The sequence below is a fragment of the Comamonas sp. HJ-2 genome (genome assembly GCF_053615495.1).
On sequence record NZ_JBSIFD010000016.1, the window covers coordinates 102,831 to 122,473 of the forward strand.

The following is a 19,643-nucleotide window of genomic DNA, read 5'->3' on the forward strand; positions in this document are numbered from 1 at the left end:
TTTCCGGACGATTCAATTGACAAAAGCCTACGTTCCATCAAAAAAACTTCGGGCAAATTTGACAGGTGAAAAAGGCCAGCATTTGCTGGCCTTCTGCTTTTCCGCCGAGTCCTGTCTACTGCTCGAACTTCACCTTGAGAAACTGCAGCAACTGCTTGCCGGCCAGACTGCGTGCGGTTTCATCGCGTCCGGCGATATAGCCCACCTTGACGCAGTCCCCCAGCGCTTTGCCGCTCTGCACCCGAATTCTGTAGCGGGTCTGGCGATCGGACTGGGCCCCGGCGGGAATCAGCGGCTGGCCGTTGAGGACGGGGAAGTCCTTGTCATTGAACTCTATCGTGCAGCCGGACAGGTAGGGGCGATTCGTCATCTCTCGTGGCTTGTCGCTTTCCCAATCATGGCCTGCTCTGGCATAAACCACGGTACTGACTTCGGAGCCCGCCTCACGCAGGATTTTTTCCTGCTGCGCACAGGCCACCAGATCATTCGATGCATCCTCCCCCGCTCTGAAGCTGAGCAGAGGCGAACCCGTGGTTTTGCGTGACTGCAGCAGCGCATAGCACGGCCCGTAAAAGTCCACATGCAAGGCAAAGGGCTGAATGAAAGGCGCCAGCTTGTCGCGAATGCGCGCATCCAGGCTCATGCGTGCCGCAATTCCGCCTTTGGAAAATCCCATCACCCCGATACGCCAGCCATCGATGGCCGGGTGCTTGTTCAAGGCCTTGAGGGCGGCATAGGCATCGGCCACGGCATCGAACTCGGAGGTACCCATGATCTTGAGCGCATAAGGCATGTCTTCGCTGATGCCACGCGGCTTGAAGTTATCGACCAACAGCGCAGCTATGCCGTTGTCGGCCAGCATCTGGGCCGTTTCGCTCTCGCGCCCGGGGATGGCCCCCGCGCCACCTGGCAGGACAACCATGGCCGGCACCTGCTTCTTTTCGCTGGCCCCCTTGGGCAGGAACAGCTTTCCCATACCCATGGTTGCCTCTGCCTTGGCAGGCTGACTGAGCAGCACATCGAGGTCGTACGGACTGCTGGACTTGAAGCGGATATCGCCCTGTGTATCACCATGCAGCTCCGTGGGGGCCATCAAGGGAGCCACCTTTGGCAAAGGAGGCAAGGCATCCAGCAGATACTGCCCCGATGCGGCACTGCTCATCAATCCCAGCGCCATGGCCCTCAAAGGGATGATCCATTTTCCGGTCGTTATTTGCATGTACTCAGACCTCTTTCAAACACAAAAGCCCGGAGAGCCGGGCTTTTGTGGTGTTGGCTCGTTGGTGTGGTTCAGAACGAGTACTTGGCGGTAACAGACAGCTGGTCGCGGTCGGCCAGCGGGCGTGCACGCAGGGAATCGGCAGAAGGATTGCCCAGGTAGTTGATGTAGGCCACGTTGATCGAGAAATTGCTCTTGCGAACAAAAGTCGCGCCAATGCTCAACCGGCTGTCGCTCTGGCCGCCGCCGAAGGTGCCGACCAGAGAACGGCCGCGCAGTTGCGACTGGTAGCTGATGGGGATGCTCAGATCCCAGCCTTCGAAGATGCCGGGGTAGCCCAGCGTCAGGGTCGCACCGGCCACCAGGGAATTACGGGTCTTGAAGCTCAGGTTATCGGTAGAGCTGCCATCGGCCACACTGATCACGCGAGAGCCGGAAATTTCGGCAGCCAGGGACATGTCGTCCGCGATACCGGTGCGGCCGATATTGAAGATACCGCCGACGTTGCCCTGCACCACATCGCCACGCACCGCCACACCATTGCCGTTGAGCACCGGCGTACCTTTTCGATAGCTCGCTTCACCAAATGCAGAGAACTTGCCGAAGGTCGTGCTGACCGTCGTTCCCAGCATCTTGATGTCGTCGAAATAGCGAACCTGATAGCCGGTAGGTATCGCACCATTCATGTTCACGACCAGCGATGGAGTGCGGTCGTTGTAATTCAGGTAGTACAGACCGACTTCCGTCTCGTCGGTGACGCGGTAGCGACCGCCGATACCCCACTGACCCGAGCTGCTGGGCCGGATGTCGGTACCGCGTCGCAGGCCGCGACAGGTCGCACCGTTGTAGACGCCCAGGCAGGAGGCGCCGGGACCCAGGGCATTGCTGGTGCTGGTGTACATGCCGGGAGCCGGCAGCAGCGTTTCATGGAAGCCGAACTGGTAGTGGCCCAGCAGCGAGAGTTTGGGACTGACTTCCAGCGAAGCCGAGATCTGATCTTCCGGCAGAAGGATTTCCTTGACCTCAGCGCCAGGCGAAGCTGCCTTTGCTGCATCGCTGGGTCCCTGGGCCGCAGCGATATTGGCAAAGTACATGGACTCGCCCCAGTTCACCACCTGCTTGCCCAGGCGTACCGTGGCGCGGGCCTCGCCCATGTTGAAGCTGGTGTAGGCATAGGTATCCAGAAGGCGCGAATAGCCGCCACCATAGCGCTTGGCAGCAGAGTTGAACTCATTGACGGGACCTGCCGTACTGATCGGTCCCTTGTTGTCGTTGCGCTGGTGATATACATCGTCATAAAAAGTGCTGGCATTCAGCACAAAGCCGCTGTCACCTTTTGACAGCTTGCTTTCCCAGACGGCACCCAGTCGGTTCGCCGTCAGAGCACCTTTCTTGAAATTGTTGTTGCCGTCTGTGTTCAGCACCGGAGACGGGTTATCCAGACGAACACCCAGGCCATAGCTCACGTTCAGACGCCAGTCGAACTTGAGGCCATCTCCCAGCTCGACAGTCTCCCCCGCCTGAACTGCTCCCATACCCAAGGACAGCAGCGCCGCCACTGCGATGGGCGTGAGTTTCTTCATATTGTTTTTCATAATGAGTCGCTCGTTGATAAAACTTAGTTGCCCGCGTTGCGTGCGGCTTCTGGTGTGAACATGGCGGGCACGAGATCACCCTTGTTCAGGATGGGGCCCTGGGGACGCTCCTGAAAAAGGTTGTAGCCCATGTAGCCGCCGGAATTCAGGTCGTGATAGAAGGACGTGCCTGCATGCCAGGCCTTGATATCAAAGGAGTAGTAGTAGTTGATGAAGGCGTGCTGCCACAATTGGCCACGCGCGTCGTACATGTCCGCGGCCACGGCCTGGCCGGTGTCCTCGTCCACGAACAGCACACGCTTGCCATAGACATGTCGGAAACCGTCCTTCAGCGTGCCTTCCACGGCCCAGACTCTGCGCAACTCGTAGCGCATGAAATCGGGGTTGGCATGACCGGGCTTGAGCAGGTCGGCATACTTCACCGTGGGCTGATGGATCTTGTAGTTGTTGGCGGGGATATACATCTCCTTCTTGCCCAGCAGCTTCCAGTTGTAGCGCTCTGGCGAGCCATTGAAGAGACGATCCGAGTCGATGGTCATCTTGCCGCCGGTGCCAGCCATGGGCTGGTCAAAGCCATACTCGGGCACCTGGCGCACGCGGCGTGTACCGGGGTCATAGCTCCAGGCCAGGCGCTTGTCCTTGCCGAAATTGACGGGCTCCACCGAGTGGGTCACACCGCCCTTTTCACGCTCGGGAGCCAGCGTTCTGGTGCGGGTATAGGCCATCACGCCCTCGACCGGCTTGCCAAGCATTTCAGGCTTGTTGACCATGTCCAGGTTCAGGTTCTGCATACGGCCAAAGCTCATGCTGCCGTCTGACAGCACATTCGCCATGTCACGCGTGATGGCCTCGGTGTAGGCACGCGTGGGCAGCAGGTTGTTCCAGATCACTTCCTGCCCGGTCTTGGGAATCGGGAAGTTGATCGCACCAAAGCTGCCCTTGATTCCCATGCCGTTATCGACGACCTCGGACTCCAGCGCATTCTTCTTCAACACTGCGCAGACCTCATCGGTGTAGCGGAAATCGCGATGCCCCTTGTAGACCGGCATCTGCATGGTCTTGGAATACTTCTGGAACATGGCTTTCTGACCAGCACTGAGCTTGTCGCCATACTTCTCCATGTTCTCTGCAGTGATCACGAACAGTGGTTTTTCATCGGCATAGATATCCACGGGGTGCTTGCCGCTGGATTGCACATGAGCCACGCCAGCAGGGGCTCCGACCCATTTGCCTGTGAACTCTGGAATCGTGCCTTCCTTGTTGCCGGCCTTGATGGCACCCACGCATGTCAATTCCTTGCCCAGCTGTTCTGCCTCGTTCGCCGGAACCTTCGCCCATACCGACGTCGCCACCATCAAACCCACTGCCGCTGCGAGTGGAGTCTTGGCTGTCACAAACTTCATCTCTGTCTCCTAGGTTCTAGAACTTATTTTTGGCGGGTGCTACAAACGAGGTACATTGCCTCGCATCACCCCATTGGTTTTGCCGTTTGCAGGCAGTTGCATACTGCGCCAGGAGGTCTCTTCAACCATCGTCTGAGTTGACTACTGACAGACCCTAGCGACCTAGTCCACATGGGTCACCTGAAGCGCCGCCCCGAATGAAAAAAGCCTGCTGTTGCACGAAGCAGCAGCAGGCTTTCGGAACGTGATCGGGAAAGTCCTAGGACCACCCAATTCCGTCAATCAGGTCAGCAGGTGAGCGCACTCCTTGCGAATCGATGCCTTGAGCATCTTGCCTGCGGGATTGCGAGGCAAAGGCTCGGCACGAACAACGATCCGACTGGGAACCTTGTAGCCCGCCAGGCGCTGTGCCACGAACTCGCGAAGCAGCTCGGGAGTCACCTGACTCCCGATCTTCCCGACCACCACGGCAACGACCTGCTCGCCCGTTACCTCATGCGGCATGGAGAACACAGCAGCCTCCTCCAGTGCCTCATGCTGCAGCAGACAGGCCTCGACCTCCGCCGCAGCAATCTTTTCACCGCTGCGGTTGATCACGTCCTTGATGCGATCGACGATGGTCAAAAAGCCTTCATCGTCCAGAACTCCTATGTCTCCGGTGTGGAACCAGCCGCCCTGCATGGCTTTGGCTGTGGCCTCTGCATCACCGCAATAGCGCTCCATCAGGGTCACGCCACGCAGCCAGACCTCACCGGGCTCACCGATAGGCAAGGCTGTGCCATCCAGGTCTGCGATTCGTACCTCGATGATGGGCGACAGCACCCCCGAGCTGCGCGGATGCGCCTCGAACATGCGCCCTGAGCTGCCTGCGCAGACGCCATTGGATTCGGTCAGTCCAAATCCAATGCCTGACATGCGCCCCTTGAACTTGGCCAACACCTCATCGATCAGGCGCGGGTGCAGGCCCGCTCCGCCAAAGCCCACACCGGAGAGATTGCCAGAGCTTTCAGGCTGCTCGAAGCCGGGCAGTCCAATGAGCTGCTGCACCATGCTGGGCGCACCATTGAACTGCGTGACCTTTTCCTTGCGAATCAGCTCGGCAGCTTTCTCTGGCTCCCAGCGGTGCACAAAGATCAGGCGGCGACCATGGCGCAGGCTGACCAGCAGCTGGGCATGCAGGCCGCTGACATGAAACAGAGGAACTGCCGACAAGATCGTGGGCTGCAGCTGTCGCGCCATGATGGCGGCGATGGCGTCCGGCGAAGTCATGGCTGCCACTGCACCGATGAAGTCAATATTGAAGATGCCCTGGCAAACGGCGCGGTGGGTGGATTCCACGCCCTTGGCTCGGCTGGTGGCTCCCGAAGTGAACAGAATCAGCGCAGGCTCATCGGCACTCAGCTGCGGCGACACAAAGCCATCATGACCGCCTGCGGTCAACTCCGACCAGCTGATATCGCCCCCCTCGCCATCCACCACCACCACCTTGATGGCCGTCTGCGCAATGGCCTGGCTGATGCGAGCATGGCGGTCCGCGTCACAGATCAGCATCACCGGCCGGGTGTCCTCCAGATTGGCCATCAGCTCGCTGCTCAGGCCAAAGCTGTTCAAAGGCACCGGCACTGCGCCAAGCAAGGCAATGGCAGCAAAAGCCACGGCCCATTCGGGACGGTTGCGCATGGCAATCGCCACCCGGTCGCCGGGCTTGATACCGCACTGCTTCTGCAAACGACTGGCCAGTGCATCGGCTGCTGCAAAGAACCTGTCAAATGTCCATCGATCCTCGCCATAGACCATGAACTCGGCCGCACCATGAACCCGGCCGGCATCAATTACCTGTGCCAGATTCTGAAAGGCGTTGCGATAGGCTGCCACGCTGCGCCCATCGGACAGCGTGACCTGCTGCACTTCAAAAGGTGCGCCCTGCGAAGTCAGCTGCGCACGAATGTTCCTGATCTTTTCACCCATAGAAACCAAGGCATCGCTCATCTCAGAAACCTTTCAGTTGTGCAAAGCGATTGCGGTGATAACCACCGTCGCCCAGCAGGCGTTGCAGAACGCGTGCCCGCTTGAAGAACAGGCCAATATCCAGTTCATCGGTCACCCCGATGCCGCCATGCAACTGGATCGCCTCGTTGCACAGCTTCTCGCACAAGTCAGATGCCTTGGCCTTGGCTGCGCTGACCAGCTCGGGCACCTTGGCTTCCAAACCTGAATCAATGGCCTCGAAAGCTGCCAGCACACAGCTCTCCAGCAGCTCAAGCTCCACATACAGACGTGCAGCACGGTGCTGCAACGCCTGGAACGAGCCGATCTGTACGTCGAACTGAACGCGCTCCTTCAGATAGCTAACCGTACGATCAAACACCTCACGCATCAGACCCAGAGACTCTGCGGCCAGGCAGGCACGGGCTCGGTCCAGCACTTCATCAAGCACCTGAGCAGCGGGTCGGGCCACCAACGCCATATCAGCGCTCAGCTCCACCTTATCGAACTGCACGCGGGCCATGTTACGGCTGTCAATCATGCACATGGGTTTGATGCTGACGCCTGGTGCATCAGCTGGCACCAGCCACAAACCGGGAGCACCTTCGCCAGACGCCGCCAGCACCAAAAAGCCATTGGCGCCCACTCCATCCATCACAAAGGCTTTCTCACCGCTCAGGCACCAGCCCGTGCTGGTCTGCTCGGCTAACGTGCTCAATCTGGCTGAAAGATGCTGGCCGGACTTTTCATCCAGAGCCAGTGCCAGCCTGGCCTGCCCGCTGCCCAGCAGGGGCAGCCACTGCGTCTGCTGAGCTTCGGAGCCGGCGCGAATCAGCAGCTCAGGTGCGATCACGGCCTGACTCAGCAGCGGCTGTGCCGACAGGTTTCGGCCGATGGCTTCAAACACGGCGCCCATGCCCAGATAGCCCGCAGCCAGCCCGTCATGCGACTCGGGCAGCACCGCCACGGGCCACCCCATCTCCACCATCTGCTGCCACAGTTGTGTATCGAAGCCCTGTTCCACCTTGTCATCCCGCAGACGGCGCTGCTGGGCCACGGGTGCTTCCTGCGCGAGAAAGGCAACAGCACTGTCCTTGAGCAATTCCTGCTCTTGCGACAAAAGCATGGTCATATTCTTGTCTCCATTTCAATTCGTTATCCTCAGCCTGCGCGACCACCACTGCCCAGCTCAGAGACGGCGAGCAAGGGCCCAGACAGCCCCTCCCCCCGCAGCGAGGCTGTCGCCGCACAGCGGCTCAGGGGGTCAAGGCAATTCCAGCACTCGCTTGGCAATGATGTTCAGTTGCACTTCCGAACTTCCGCCTGCAATCGTGTAGCTCTTGGAGCGCAGCCATGCACGACCTATATCGATCTCATCGGCTGTGAAATCATCGCCAGCCTCCCAGCCCAGACCGCGCAGGCCCAGCACCTGCTCCAGCAGTTCGTACTTGGCGACTTCCTGCTCGGTCTGCACCAGCTTCATGATGCTGGAGGGGCCTGCAACGTCCTGACGCGCCAGAGCCTTCTCGGTCACCCGACGATGGGTCAGGGCGAAAGACTGTGCATCCATCAGCAATCCTGCCAGCTTCTCGCGCAGCACACCATCGCTGATCCGCCCCTGCTCGTCCACCATGTAGGGCAAGGCGGTCTTGAGTGCATCGTGCGACGGCGCACCACCTTCCGTGAACTTGGACATGGCTGCACGCTCATGCTGGAGCAGCTTTTTGGCCAGCGACCAGCCTTCGCCTTCCTTGCCCACAAGCTGTCGCACAGGCACCCGCACATCGTCGAAGAAGACCTGACAGAAACTGGACTTGCCGCTGATCAGTTCTATGGGCTTGACCGTGACGCCGGGACTCTTCATGTCGATCAGCAAAAAGCTGATGCCGTCTTGCTTCTTGCCTTCGCTGCTGGTGCGCACCAGCGCATACATCCAGTCGCCCTTGTCTCCGTCCGAGGTCCAGATCTTGCCCCCGTTGACGATATAGACCTCGCCCTGCTCGTCCGTCACGCGCCTGGCCGAGGTCTTGAGGCTGGCCAGATCCGAACCGGCATTGGGCTCCGAAAAGCCCTGACACCAGCGCTGCTCGCCGCGCATCATGGGAACCAGATGCTCAAGCTTTTGCTCATGCGTCCCCACCTCCACCAGAACCGGCCCCAGCATCCACACGCCCAGGTTGTACTGGGGCTGACGGCAGCCAAGACGGGCCATCTCCGTGTCCAGGATACGGGCTTCCCTCGGGGAGAGTCCACCGCCGCCGTATTCACGCGGCCATGACGGTGCAAACCAGCCACGGTCGCGCATGCGCTCGAACCACAGCTTCTGATCCTCGTTCAGAAACTGCAGCTTGGAGCTGCCCCAGACCATCTCCTCTGAAACAATGGGCCGGCGCATGCTCGCAGGACAGTTCTCCTCCAGCCACTGCGCCACTTCTTGTTTGAATGTTTCGAGTTCCGTCATGGCTTCCTTACCTCAGGCCAACGAGAAATATGCAATCTTGCCCTCACCCGGGGTACGCAGCAGCGTTCCATCCTGGTGAAGCAGGTTCAAATGGGCTATCGTTTCCCCTAGGGCCATCAGGCGATCCACGGGGCTGCGCAGCCTGGGAAAGAGCACGGGCACCAGCTCCGCAGCCGTTGCCCGTCCTGCCTGGCCCAGATGTCCGGTCAGCAGTGCAAACTGCTCGGCATGGTGCTCTAGCACCTGCACCAGGCGCTCATGCAGGCCGTAGAAAACGCCCTGGTGCGATGGAAGCACCAAGGTCTCGGCCGGCAGCTCACGCAAACGATGCAGCGAATCGATCCAGAGTTTGAGCGGATTGCCTTCGGGCTCGATGGGGCTGACCATCACATTCGAGGTGATGCGCGGCAGCACCTGATCACCGGCCAGCAGAATGCCGTCTTCCTCGCAATACAGACAGGCATGCTCGGGCGAGTGCCCCTCGCCCAGCACAATGCGCCACCGACGCTCCCCGATCTGCAGCACCTCACCCGGATGAATGCGCTGGTAATGGCTGGGCTGCCTGGGCATGAACGGATCCTTGCGCATGGCAGCCAGCATGTCGTCCAGCTCTTCGCTGCTCACCCCGGCACGCGCATAGAAATCGCGATGCGCCTCGGGCAGAGGATCGGGCGGCGGCCCCATCAGCGAGCGCAGCATCATGAACTCGCCATAGCTCATGAGCAGCGGCACGCCAAAGCGCTCCTGCAACCACCATGCCGCACCCGCATGGTCGTAGTGACAGTGGGTGCAGATCACACGGGTCAGCGGCTGGCCGGCCAATTTCTCCGTGAAGATTCTTTCCCACAGCTCGAAGGTGCCGGGAATTCCCAGCCCCGTATCGACCACCGCCCAGCCGTCGCCGTCCCTGAGCAGATAGACATTGATATGGTCCAGAGCCATGGGCATGGGCATGCGCAGCCACAACAGACCGGGGACGATCTCCACATGGCTGCCATCGGCTGCAGGCGGCGCAAAGGGATAACGCAGCACATCTGCGGGCTTGGCCCGTACGCGCTCCTGCGCGACGGCGCTATCCACGCAGAGCCTCTTCAAGCGTTGCAGCGGTCAGCGGCACATAGGTCTGCAGCTTGTCATTGCGTACAAACAGCGGGTCGCCAGTCTGAGCGCTGTCATAGCCCTGCTTTTGCAGATCCACCTTGCGCAGCTTGTAGTTGCCGGTCATGTCCGGCGTATCCATCAGACGCACGAACAGTGGTGCCGCATAGCGCGGCAGACGAGCGATGGCCATCGTCCAGAAGGCCTTGGGATCGAATTGGGCTCCCTCATGCATCACCAACGCTGCCATGCCCGCACGGCCACCGTGACCGGGAACCTGCACACCATAGACGGTAATCGCATCCAGCCCCTGGTAGTCTCCGAGTGCGTCGCTGACTTCCATGGTCGAGACGTTCTCGCTCTTCCAGCGGAAGGTATCGCCGATACGGTCCACAAACCAGCAGTAGCCGTCTTCGTCGCAGCGCAGCAGGTCGCCCGATGTCCACCACACATCGCCCTGCTGGAAGACATTGCGCAGCAGCTTCTTTTCGGAGGCCTCCTCGCTGGTATAGCCTTCAAAGCGCCCAGCAACCACACCGGGATACTGGATGACCATGCCGATGGCCTCGCCGGGCTCGTTCACGCCGGCCAATTGCAAGAAGCCGTTTTCATCTCGGATGTAATCGCCTTTTTCCTGGTCGTAGCGAACCAGGCGCAAATTGGTTTTTTCCCAGAAGGGAACGCGGCCGCAGGAGCCGATGCGATTGTCCAGATTGATGGTATTGGTGTTGGACTCCGTGCCTCCCCAGCCTTCATAGATCTGGAACACGGCGCCAAAGCGCGATGTCCATTGCTGCCAGATCTCGGGCGTGAGACCGGTTCCGGCCATCTTGCGCAAGCTGTGCTCCCGGTCGCTGTCCGTCGCGGGCACGCTGAGCAGGAAGCGGCAAATCTCCCCCACATACTGGCAAAAGGTAATGCCATGTGCGCGGATATCGCGCCAGAACTCGCTGCGGCTGAACTTGCGGCGCACCACGATGCGCGCTCCTGCAGCCATGGCGGTTGCCGTCAGCGACATGGAAGCCGCACCGTGGTAGAGCGGCAAAAAGCAGTAGAAGCAGTCATCCCGGGTGATCTCCCACAGCAGCTGCATGGAGTCCCCCGCCATCAGCCAGCGTGCATGGCTGATGACCGCGGCCTTGGGCAGGCCGGTGGTGCCGGAGGTGAATATGTACTGCGCCGTATCGCCGGCCACCACGCCCTCGCGCCATGCAAGCGGTACGGGGGAACCGTCCTGGCTCGTGGCCAGTGCCTGCAGATCCGGTCCGAATTGCGACAGGACTTCCGCTGCCGCGGGCCTGTCCTCATCCGGCCAGTGCCAGTAGCTCAGCGCGGTGTTCAGCCCTTCGGTCTGCGCAAAGCGCTCTGCACATTCCTCGCCTACGATCACATGACTGGCGTTGGTCACCTCCAGTGCATGCGTCAGAGGCTTGCCCATCACATGGGTGTTGATGAAGGCCACCACGGCACCCAGCTTGGCCACGCCAAACCAGGCAAAGAAAAAGGCTGGGCGATTCTCGATGGCCATGGCCACCACATCGCCCTTTCTCACGCCCTGCTCGTGCAACGCACGTGCCACTTGATTGGCGCGCTGGTTGAATTGCGCATAGGTGTAGCGCACATCGCCTTCGATCAGAAAGATGCGCTCGCCGAAATCTCGCGCACAGTCCTCCAGACGATCAGCCATGGTGTAGGGCGTATCGGCCAGGTACTTGGCCGCAATGGGCGCGCGACGATCCAGCTTGAGCTGGGTCTGCTCGCGCGACACCACAGTCGTGTCGCTCATCACATGTCTCCTTGGTATTTGTTATGTGTGAGATGTCTTCGATCAGCGCTGGGGGCGCGGCATGCCGAGGCCGAACTGGGCAATCAGCTCGCGCTGAATCTCGTTCGTGCCGCCACCGAAGGTGTTGATGGTGGAGGCGCGCAGCTCATACTCCAGCTCGCCCATCAGATAGGAAGCCGCCGAGCCACCACGCACCAGAGCGCTGCTGCCCACGATGTCCATCAATCGATGCAGCACCTCGACCACGCCTTCCGAGCCATAGACCTTGGTGGCAGATGCCAGGCTCACGTCCATGGCACCGGCTTCCAGACTGGCCGCGATGCGGAAGTTGGTCAGTCGCATGGCTTCAAGGCGGGCATAGCACTCCGCAAGACTGCGTCGCACCCAGGCCTGATCGACAGCGCGACGGCCCTGCTCATCCTTGGCCTTGGCCCATTGCAGCACCTTGACGAAGGGGGCGAACACCTTGTCCGACCAGGCCCCCAGACCCAGGCGCTCGTGGTTGAGCTGTGCAGTGATCAGCTTCCAGCCCCCATTGAGCTCGCCGATCAAACGTGCTGCCGGCACTTCAACGTTGTCGAAGTACGTGGCTGCCGTGTAGTTGCCCACGGTCTGAATCAGCGTATGCGAAAAGCCCTTGTCCCTGGTATCCACCACCATGATGGAAATACCCTTGTGGCGAGCCAGTTCCTGGTTGGTACGTGCGGCCAGCCACACATAGTCGGCAGATTCAATGCCCGAAGTCCACAGCTTCTGGCCGTTGACCACGAAATGCCCGGTCTGAAGATCGCCCTGCAGCTGAGCCTGTGTCTTGAGCATGGCGAGGTCGGAGCCAGCACCGGGCTCGGAGTAGCCAATGGCGAAAATGATGTCGCCGCTGGCCATGCCGGGCAGAAACTCCTGCTTCTGCGCCTCGGTGCCATGCTCCATCAGCGCGGGGCCGACGGTGCTGATGGTGACGAAAGGCAGGGGCGCTCCGGCAATATTGGCTTCTTCAAAGAAGATCAGCTGCTCGGTGGCCGACAGGCCCTGGCCGCCGAATTCCTTGGGCCAGCCTATGGCCAGCCAGCCGTCGCGCCCCATCTTGCGGATCAGTTCGCGGTATTCGTCGCCGCCCTCGGCACCGCGCATGCGGGCCTTGAGTTCGGGCGTCATCAACGCCTGAAAGTAGTCACGGCACTTCAGGCGCAGCGCATGCTGCTCGGGAGTCAGGTCAATGAACATGAATGTCTCCCTTGCCATCAGGCCTCGTCGCCCAGAATCAGGCCGCTGGTGGGCACGCCGGTACCGGCGGTCACCACCATGTTGTGCACGTCCTTGACCTGATTGACGGAGCTGCCGCGGATCTGGCGCACGGCTTCGGCAATGCCGTTCATGCCATGGATATAGGCTTCGCCCAGCTGGCCGCCATGGGTGTTGATGGGCATGGAGCCGCCGCGTGCATGCTCGCCGGCGCGAATGAAATCCTTGGCCTCGCCGCGCTTGACGAAACCGAACTCCTCGAGCTGAGGCAGCACAAAGGGCGAAAAATGGTCGTACAGCACTGCGCTTTGCACATCCTTGGGAGTCAGGCGGCTTTGCTGCCACAGCTGGCTGGCGACATGCCCCATTTCAGGCAGGCCGGTGATGTCCTCGCGGTAGAACGAGGTCATGGACTGCTGACCGTCAGAGATCCCCTGGGCCGCCGCCTTGATGTAGACCGGCTTGGCCTTCATCTCACGGGCACGGTCGCTCGATGTGATGACCATGGCCACGGCCCCGTCGGACTCCTGACAGCAGTCCAGCAGGTGCAGCGGCTCGCAGATCCAGCGGCTGGCCTGGTGCTCCTCCAGTGTGATGGGCTTGCCGTAGAAGAATGCGTTGGGATTGGTGGCTGCGAAGTCGCGCACAGCCACGGCCACGCGGCCGAAGTCCTCGCTGGTCGCACCGAAGGCATGCATATAGCGGCGGGCAAACATGCCCACCCAGGATGCCGGCGTGTGAAAGCCGTGGGGCATATACCAGCCATAGTTCACATTGTCAAAGAATGGCGCGCTACCAAAACCATAGCTGCCGGTGCCAAAACGGTACCAGCTGCGCTCATTCATGGCGCGGTAGACCACGACGGTCTTGGCAATGCCCGTGGCCACGGCCATGGCCGCATGCAGCACGGGGCCGCAGGCCGCGCCACCACCATGCGGAACCTGCGAGAAAAAGCTCACATTGCGAGCCCCGAGCAGGCGGGCGATTTCATACTCGGGGACCTTGTCCACGGAGTACGAGGAAAAGCCGTCCACTTCCTTGGGGTCGATGCCGGCATCGCTCAGCGCAGCCAGCGTGGCTTCCATGGCCAGACGCAGCTCGGTACGGCCCGAGTTCTTGGAAAATTCTGTTGCACCCAGGCCCACAATGGCGGCGCGACCGGAAATATTCATATCGTTCACAGGAATGTCTCCGCTTGTTGTTCTTAGGCCAGGGCCACTTGCACGGTGCCGCTGACGTGAGAGCCCATGGAATTGCTGCCCTTGAGCGTGATCTGAACGCTGCGCGTGGCCTCGTTCTTCTCGGTCACGGAGCCCGTGAATTTCATGGTGTCGCCGGGGTAATTGGGAGCCCCCAGGCGAATCTTCAAATCCATGAGGCGCGCATCGTCGCCAGCCCAGCTCTCGACAAAGCTCTGCACCAGACCGTTGGTGGTCAGGATGTTCATGAAGATATGGGGCGAGCCCAGCTCGCGCGCGGCGTCGCGGTCGTGGTGACCAGGGAAATAGTCCCGCGTGGCGATGGCACCGCCGGCAATCAGCGGCACGGTGATGGGCACGCTGACAGGCTGCAGTTCGTCACCCACGTTCACCGACTCGAAGCGAATAGATTGGTTTGCCATGTTGTTGTCTCCTTAGCGGTCTTCGGGCAGGTCGTACTTCCAGCCGAGCGTGTCGTTGTCTGCGAGCCACTGGCCCAGCGCTTGCAGGTGCTGCTCGGCGCTGCCGAGCTCGGCAGCCAGCGCACGGCACCAGAACATGAAGCGGTGAATGTGATAGGTCACATCCACGCCCATGCCGCCATGCACATGCTGTGCAACGCGGCCTACCTTCAGGCCCAGCTCGTTGGACTGGGCGCGCACCGCGTGGGCCTGCGGCGTGCAAGGCAGGCCGGCATCCAGACGCCAGACCAGCTGGCTCAGCGCGCTGCGCTGCACCTGCATGAGGATGTAGCCGTCGGCCATCTGGCCCTGTACCAGCTGGAAGGTACCGATGGGACGGTCGAACTGCTTGCGCTCGCTCACATACTCCACGGTGCGGCGCAACTGTTCCTGTGTCACGCCCTGCTGCAGGCTGGCCAGGCAGGCGATTGCCATTTCGTTGACCCAGTCCAGCGCACGGCCGCCCAGCACGGCCAGCACCGGCGTGTTGCGAAAGCTGATGTCGGCCACCGCACAGTAGTCTTCGCGCATGCCGGCCACGCGGCTGACACCATCCGCCTGCAGGCTCACCAGCACCAGCTTGATCTCGTCGCCCGCCGCCGCGGCCACCAGAGCCACCCGGGCCTGTTCGCCCAGCGGCACGGCTTGCAGCTGGCCTTTGAGTCGCTCACCCTGCAGCTCAAGCGCCGGCCCGCGTGTAGCCACGGCTGCCTGCAGCGACAGAGCCAGCAACTCGCCCTGCATGGCTGACTGAACGACTGCGTCCTGTCCCTCGGCAAACCTGGCAATCGCGGCCGCAGCGACCTGCTGCTGCCACAGCGGAACCTGCGCCAGCGCACGGCCTTGCTGCTCCAGCACGGCCAGCATCTCGCTCATTCCCAGACCCAGGCCGCCTGCAGCTTCCGGCACCAGGATGCTGTGCAGGCCCGCAGCCACGCACTGCTGCCACAGATCCTGCATGAAAGGCTGGCCCGAGGCATCGTGCTCGCGCAGCTTGTCGTCGGTGCAATAGTCTGCAAACAGGCTTTGCGCCATGTCTGCGAATGCACGTTGGTCTTCACTGAGTTGAAAGTCCATGACGGTCTCCTCGCATCAGCCCACGGGACGGAACTGGGCCAGAGTCAGATCACCGTCGAAGGTGTTGAACTCAACCTGCACCTTCTGACCGATCTGCACCTCGCCGGGCTTGACGCCGACCAGTTGGGCAATCAGACGCACGCCCTCCTGCAACTCCACCAGACCGATGGGATTGGGGTGGTCGAAAGGCGGTACTTCGGGGTAGTGCATGACCACGAACGAGTACACCGTGCCCTTGCCGCTGGCCTCCACCGTGTCCCAGTCGAACGAATGGCACTTGGGGCAGACGGGACCCGGTGGATGGTGCAGATCGCCGCAGCTCTTGCAGCGCTGAATCAGGAGCTTGCCTTCCTTCAGGCCTTCCCAGAAGAAACGGTTGTCATCGCTCACGCCTGGTGCGGGTCGCTTGATCTTCGGGGCGGCAGCCTGCGCGGGATCGGCCTTTTGCGCATTGGCGGGACGGAACTTGAAGACGCGGAACATCAACTGGCCGACCTTCTCGTCTTCGCCGTTCGCTGCCTTGATCGAGAAGTACTCCATGATCTGCGTGACAAAGTAACCCGTGCCCAGGGCCGTGGTCTTCTCTTCGCTGATGGCTTCCAGGCGTGTCGTGTAGTACAGGTCTTCACCTTCGAGCACATCGCGCTCGAAGCTCAGCTCGGAATTCACCGCCACGGTGGAAGGAAAGTCGTGCGCTTCGATCAGCTTCAGAACTTCATAAGGATTCTCTGTCGTGGAGCCTGGCGGGTAGTTGTTCTGCACCGGCCCTTCCATGCACCAGACCTGCAGCATCGCGGAAGGTGCAATGGTCTTGCCATCCTTGTTGGTCTTTACGGCCACCCCCATCAGCTCGCTCCACTGACGAATCATGGGGCTGTTGACTTTGTCCCAGGCATAGACACGCCCGTATTGCTTGCCCACGTATGCGCGGACCCCTGCCATCCAGTCTTGATCGGTCAAGATTGTCTCCTTTGAAATTCAGTGTTTTTGTTGCACGGATTCCGAGTTCGATGCGCTCAGAAATGCAGGGCGCTCACCACCGCCATGCAGCAGCAGGTTGGTGCCGCTCATGTAAGAAGCGTTTTCGGAAGCCACATACAGACAGGCATTGGCAATGTCCTCGGGCTCGGCCAGACGACCCGCAGGAATGGTCCCGGCGACAGAGGCAATCCCCGCCTCATCCCCGAAATGCAGGTGCGACTGTTCGGTGCGCACCAGGCCGGGGCTGACCGCCACCACACGCACCTTGGGCGCCCACTCCACGGCCAGAGAACTGACCAGGCTCAGCACTGCGGCCTTGGCCGCTCCATAGGCCGCCGTACCGGGGGAAGGACGCAGCGCGCTGATGCTGCCGATACAGACAATCACGCCACCGCCATCCTGCTGCTGCATCACGGCATTGGCGGCCTGAGAGGCGTGCAAGGTCGAGAACAGATTCAGACGCAGCACGCTTTCATGAAAGCGCGGAGACACCGTAGCGGCATCCACATGGGGGGCCCCACCGGCGTTGTTGACGAGAACGTCCAGACGGCCATGGCGGCGCTGCACCTCATCGACCATGTCCTTGACGGCCTGGGCCTCGCGCACATCGCATGCAACGAAGTCTGCGCTGCGGCCATTGATGCTTGGCAACGCTTCGGGTTGCTGACGACCGCACACCACTACCGTGGCACCTGCCGCGAGAAACGCCTGGGCAATGCCCTTGCCGATGCCCTTGGTGCCGCCAGTGACCAGCACTACCTTGTCTTGAAAGCTTTTGTTCGTATCCATGCCTGCCAATTTAGGTTTCGGCACCAGCAGCAGATACGTCCAAAAGGACGATGTTGCTCCATCCCTTGAAAACGACCATCGTCCCTGTTCAACTCCCTGGGAATCCTTATGTCGGCATCGCTTTCCGCTATTGAAAACATGGACACCGCGCAGCGAGAGCTACTGGTTCGGCATCAGGACCATGGCGTGGCAATCGTTCAGCTCAACCGCCCCGAGGCAACGAACGCGCTGAGTCTTTCTCTGCAGGCTGCGCTGTCCAGGACCTTCGCCGAGCTGAGCGCAGACGCCAGCGTGCGCTGCATCGTTCTGACCGGCGGCGACAAGGTATTTGCGGCAGGCGGCGACATCAAGAGCATGGACTCCTGCGGCCCCATAGAGATCATGAAGCGCCACACCGAGCGCGTCTGGGCCCCCATTGAGAAGTGCCCCAAGCCCATCATTGCAGCGGTCTGCGGCTATGCCTTTGGCGGCGGAGCCGAGCTGGCCATGCATTGCGACATCATCATTGCCGGGCAAGGGGCCAGCTTTGCACAGCCCGAGATTCGCATCGGCATCATGCCCGGTATCGGCGGCACCCAGCGGCTGGTGCGCGCCGTGGGCAAGTTCCAGGCCATGCGCATTCTGCTGACAGGCAAACCCGTCAGCGCCGACGAAGCCTATGCCATGGGTCTGGTCAGCCTAGTCTGTGCAGACGATCAGGTAATCCCTGAGGCGCTGAAAATGGCAAAACTGATTGCCAATATGCCGCCACTGGCCGTGGAGCAGATCAAGGAAGTGGTGATTGCCGGCATGGACGCATCGCTTGATGCCGCCCTGATGCTGGAGCGCAAGGCCAACCAGATCCTGTTTGCGACCCGCGACCAGAAGGAAGGTATGAATGCGTTCATTGAGAAACGCCAGCCGGTGTTCAAGGGGGAGTGAGCGCATCAAGCCAGGGCCGCAACATCGCCTTGCACGAGGCCTGTGCAGCAGCCCGAGGGGCTAAGGCGGCCCTCAGTCATTGCGCATGCAGCCACCGGCAAAGCTTGACCACAAAGGCTGCGACTCCAGATGCGCATGCTTTTGCTTGAGAGCCGAAAAAGGCGAGTCCAGCGTGCCCAGTGCGATACATATCCAGTCGGCCCAGTCACCGGCCTGTCTGGACCAGAACAGGGATGAGCCGCAGTGCAGGCAAAACTGCCTGTGCACGGAAGCCGACGATGCATAGGACTTGATGTCGCCCTGCCCTGAGACTATGCACAAATCCTTGCGCGGTACGGCGCCATAGCTCGCGAACGCGGAGCCATGGCTTTTGCGGCACTGCCCGCAATGGCAGTGGGTCACAGCCCTGGGCGGCGACAGCAGCCTGTAACCGACTCTTGCACATAAACAGCTTCCCAGATAGTTCTCGGGCACGACTCAGTCTCCAAATCCTCTATCCCCAACACCTGGTCCGCAGGCATCGAATATCTGCCGCTGCGTGTCTGCATGCATCCCATATGCCTTGACCGTCCCGGCGCTGCCGGGCAAGGCCGCGTTCCGAATGGAGTTGCCCGGCATACGCTCAGAGCATCATGCCACCAGACACTTCAATGCGCTGGCCCGTGACCCAGTTGTTGCCATCGGCAAGCAATGCGGCAACCGCGGCACCCACATCGTCGGGGCGCCCCGCCCGGCCCATGGCGGTCAGGCCGCTGATATGGGCATTGAGCTGCGCGTTGTCGCGCACCACGCCGCCACCGAAATCCGTCTCTATGGCGCCGGGTGCAATGGTGTTCACGGCGATGCCACGTGCGCCAAGCTCCTTGGCCAGATAGCGCGTCATCACCTCAATGCCGCCCTTCATCACCGCATAGGCGGCGTAGCCGGGGAGGCTGAAGCGTGCCAGCCCGGACGAAGTATTGATGATGCGTCCGCCGTCCCGGATCAGGGGCAGCAGTTTCTGCGTCAGAAAGAACGTACCCTTGAGGTGAATATCGACGAGCAGATCGAACTGCTCTTCCGTGGTTTCGGCAAACGGCGCCACCAGGCCGATACCGGCATTGTTCACCAGATAGTCCAACTGTTCGCGCTGCCAGGTATCAGCCAGCACGCGCCTGACGCTGTCGGCAAATGCGGCAAAGCTCTTGCTTTCACCAACTTCCAGGCGCAGCGCCACGGCGCGACTGCCCTGTGCCTCGATGCGGGATACCAGCTCCTGCGCATCGCTTTCGCTGTCCTTGTAAGTGATGATCAGATGAACGCCGAGCTCGGCCAGCTTGAGGGCTTCGCTACGGCCCAGGCCACGGCTTGCGCCGGTGATCAATGCGATACGGGGTGCAGATGCTTGCATGTCGGTCTCATGGAGGATGTCAACAAGCCAGCACT

Annotated in this window: 17 protein-coding genes; 1 reads left to right on the top strand and 16 read right to left on the bottom strand. The window is 60.9% G+C overall.

The features are described 5' to 3' along the window. Positions 1 to 115: 115 nt before the first annotated feature. From ACWGXF_RS14780 to ACWGXF_RS14845, 14 genes are all read right to left on the bottom strand, one after another. Complete coding sequence (locus tag ACWGXF_RS14780; protein ID WP_238554041.1) at positions 116 to 1,219, bottom strand: dienelactone hydrolase family protein; 1,104 nt, start codon at positions 1,217 to 1,219, stop codon at positions 116 to 118. A gap of 71 nt (positions 1,220 to 1,290) precedes the next feature. Beyond that, positions 1,291 to 2,802, bottom strand: coding sequence for a DUF1302 domain-containing protein (locus ACWGXF_RS14785; protein ID WP_004341209.1), 1,512 nt, complete (start codon positions 2,800 to 2,802; stop codon positions 1,291 to 1,293). A gap of 35 nt (positions 2,803 to 2,837) precedes the next feature. Then, positions 2,838 to 4,217 (bottom strand): DUF1329 domain-containing protein, encoded by a 1,380-nt coding sequence (locus tag ACWGXF_RS14790; RefSeq protein WP_004341210.1) that lies wholly within the window; start codon positions 4,215 to 4,217, stop codon positions 2,838 to 2,840. A gap of 282 nt (positions 4,218 to 4,499) precedes the next feature. Beyond that, a complete protein-coding gene (locus ACWGXF_RS14795; RefSeq protein WP_256630019.1) occupies positions 4,500 to 6,206 on the bottom strand; it encodes a class I adenylate-forming enzyme family protein in 1,707 nt (568 codons plus the stop codon). Between the two features lies 1 nt (position 6,207). Beyond that, complete coding sequence (locus tag ACWGXF_RS14800; RefSeq protein ID WP_256630018.1) at positions 6,208 to 7,335, bottom strand: acyl-CoA dehydrogenase family protein; 1,128 nt, start codon at positions 7,333 to 7,335, stop codon at positions 6,208 to 6,210. A 132-nt stretch (positions 7,336 to 7,467) separates the two neighbouring features. Beyond that, positions 7,468 to 8,664 (bottom strand): acyl-CoA dehydrogenase family protein, encoded by a 1,197-nt coding sequence (locus ACWGXF_RS14805; protein WP_256630017.1) that lies wholly within the window; start codon positions 8,662 to 8,664, stop codon positions 7,468 to 7,470. A 12-nt stretch (positions 8,665 to 8,676) separates the two neighbouring features. Beyond that, positions 8,677 to 9,744: an MBL fold metallo-hydrolase gene (locus ACWGXF_RS14810; RefSeq protein ID WP_012837528.1), complete on the bottom strand. Its 1,068-nt coding sequence runs from the start codon at positions 9,742 to 9,744 to the stop codon at positions 8,677 to 8,679. Then, entirely contained in the window at positions 9,737 to 11,548 is a 1,812-nt protein-coding gene (locus ACWGXF_RS14815) for a long-chain-acyl-CoA synthetase (protein ID WP_012837527.1), read from the bottom strand. Before ACWGXF_RS14815 ends, ACWGXF_RS14810 begins: the two co-directional genes overlap by 8 nt. A gap of 42 nt (positions 11,549 to 11,590) precedes the next feature. Next, entirely contained in the window at positions 11,591 to 12,772 is a 1,182-nt protein-coding gene (locus tag ACWGXF_RS14820) for an acyl-CoA dehydrogenase family protein (protein WP_034396832.1), read from the bottom strand. A 17-nt stretch (positions 12,773 to 12,789) separates the two neighbouring features. After that, positions 12,790 to 13,962, bottom strand: a complete 1,173-nt coding sequence (locus ACWGXF_RS14825) for a lipid-transfer protein (protein WP_034363643.1) — start codon at positions 13,960 to 13,962, stop codon at positions 12,790 to 12,792. 32 nt (positions 13,963 to 13,994) lie between these two features. Then, positions 13,995 to 14,411 carry a MaoC family dehydratase gene (locus tag ACWGXF_RS14830; RefSeq protein ID WP_003078281.1) on the bottom strand — a complete coding sequence of 139 codons (417 nt, stop codon included), beginning with the start codon at positions 14,409 to 14,411 and terminating at the stop codon, positions 13,995 to 13,997. A gap of 12 nt (positions 14,412 to 14,423) precedes the next feature. Beyond that, on the bottom strand, positions 14,424 to 15,527 hold the full coding sequence (locus tag ACWGXF_RS14835; RefSeq protein WP_012837525.1) for an acyl-CoA dehydrogenase family protein: 1,104 nt from the start codon (positions 15,525 to 15,527) through the stop codon (positions 14,424 to 14,426). 15 nt (positions 15,528 to 15,542) lie between these two features. Continuing rightward, on the bottom strand, positions 15,543 to 16,487 hold the full coding sequence (locus ACWGXF_RS14840) for a Zn-ribbon domain-containing OB-fold protein (RefSeq protein ID WP_452102059.1): 945 nt from the start codon (positions 16,485 to 16,487) through the stop codon (positions 15,543 to 15,545). 18 nt (positions 16,488 to 16,505) lie between these two features. After that, positions 16,506 to 17,297, bottom strand: a complete 792-nt coding sequence (locus tag ACWGXF_RS14845; RefSeq protein ID WP_256630016.1) for an SDR family oxidoreductase — start codon at positions 17,295 to 17,297, stop codon at positions 16,506 to 16,508. 108 nt (positions 17,298 to 17,405) lie between these two features. On the opposite strand from ACWGXF_RS14845, the gene ACWGXF_RS14850 reads away from it, so the two are divergent. Continuing rightward, entirely contained in the window at positions 17,406 to 18,218 is an 813-nt protein-coding gene (locus tag ACWGXF_RS14850) for an enoyl-CoA hydratase (RefSeq protein WP_012837522.1), read from the top strand. Positions 18,219 to 18,290: 72 nt separating this feature from the next. On the opposite strand, the gene ACWGXF_RS14855 is transcribed toward ACWGXF_RS14850, so the two are convergent. Then, positions 18,291 to 18,692: a GFA family protein gene (locus tag ACWGXF_RS14855; protein ID WP_256630015.1), complete on the bottom strand. Its 402-nt coding sequence runs from the start codon at positions 18,690 to 18,692 to the stop codon at positions 18,291 to 18,293. A 148-nt stretch (positions 18,693 to 18,840) separates the two neighbouring features. After that, on the bottom strand, positions 18,841 to 19,608 hold the full coding sequence (locus ACWGXF_RS14860) for an SDR family NAD(P)-dependent oxidoreductase (RefSeq protein WP_452102060.1): 768 nt from the start codon (positions 19,606 to 19,608) through the stop codon (positions 18,841 to 18,843). Positions 19,609 to 19,643 lie beyond the last annotated feature (35 nt).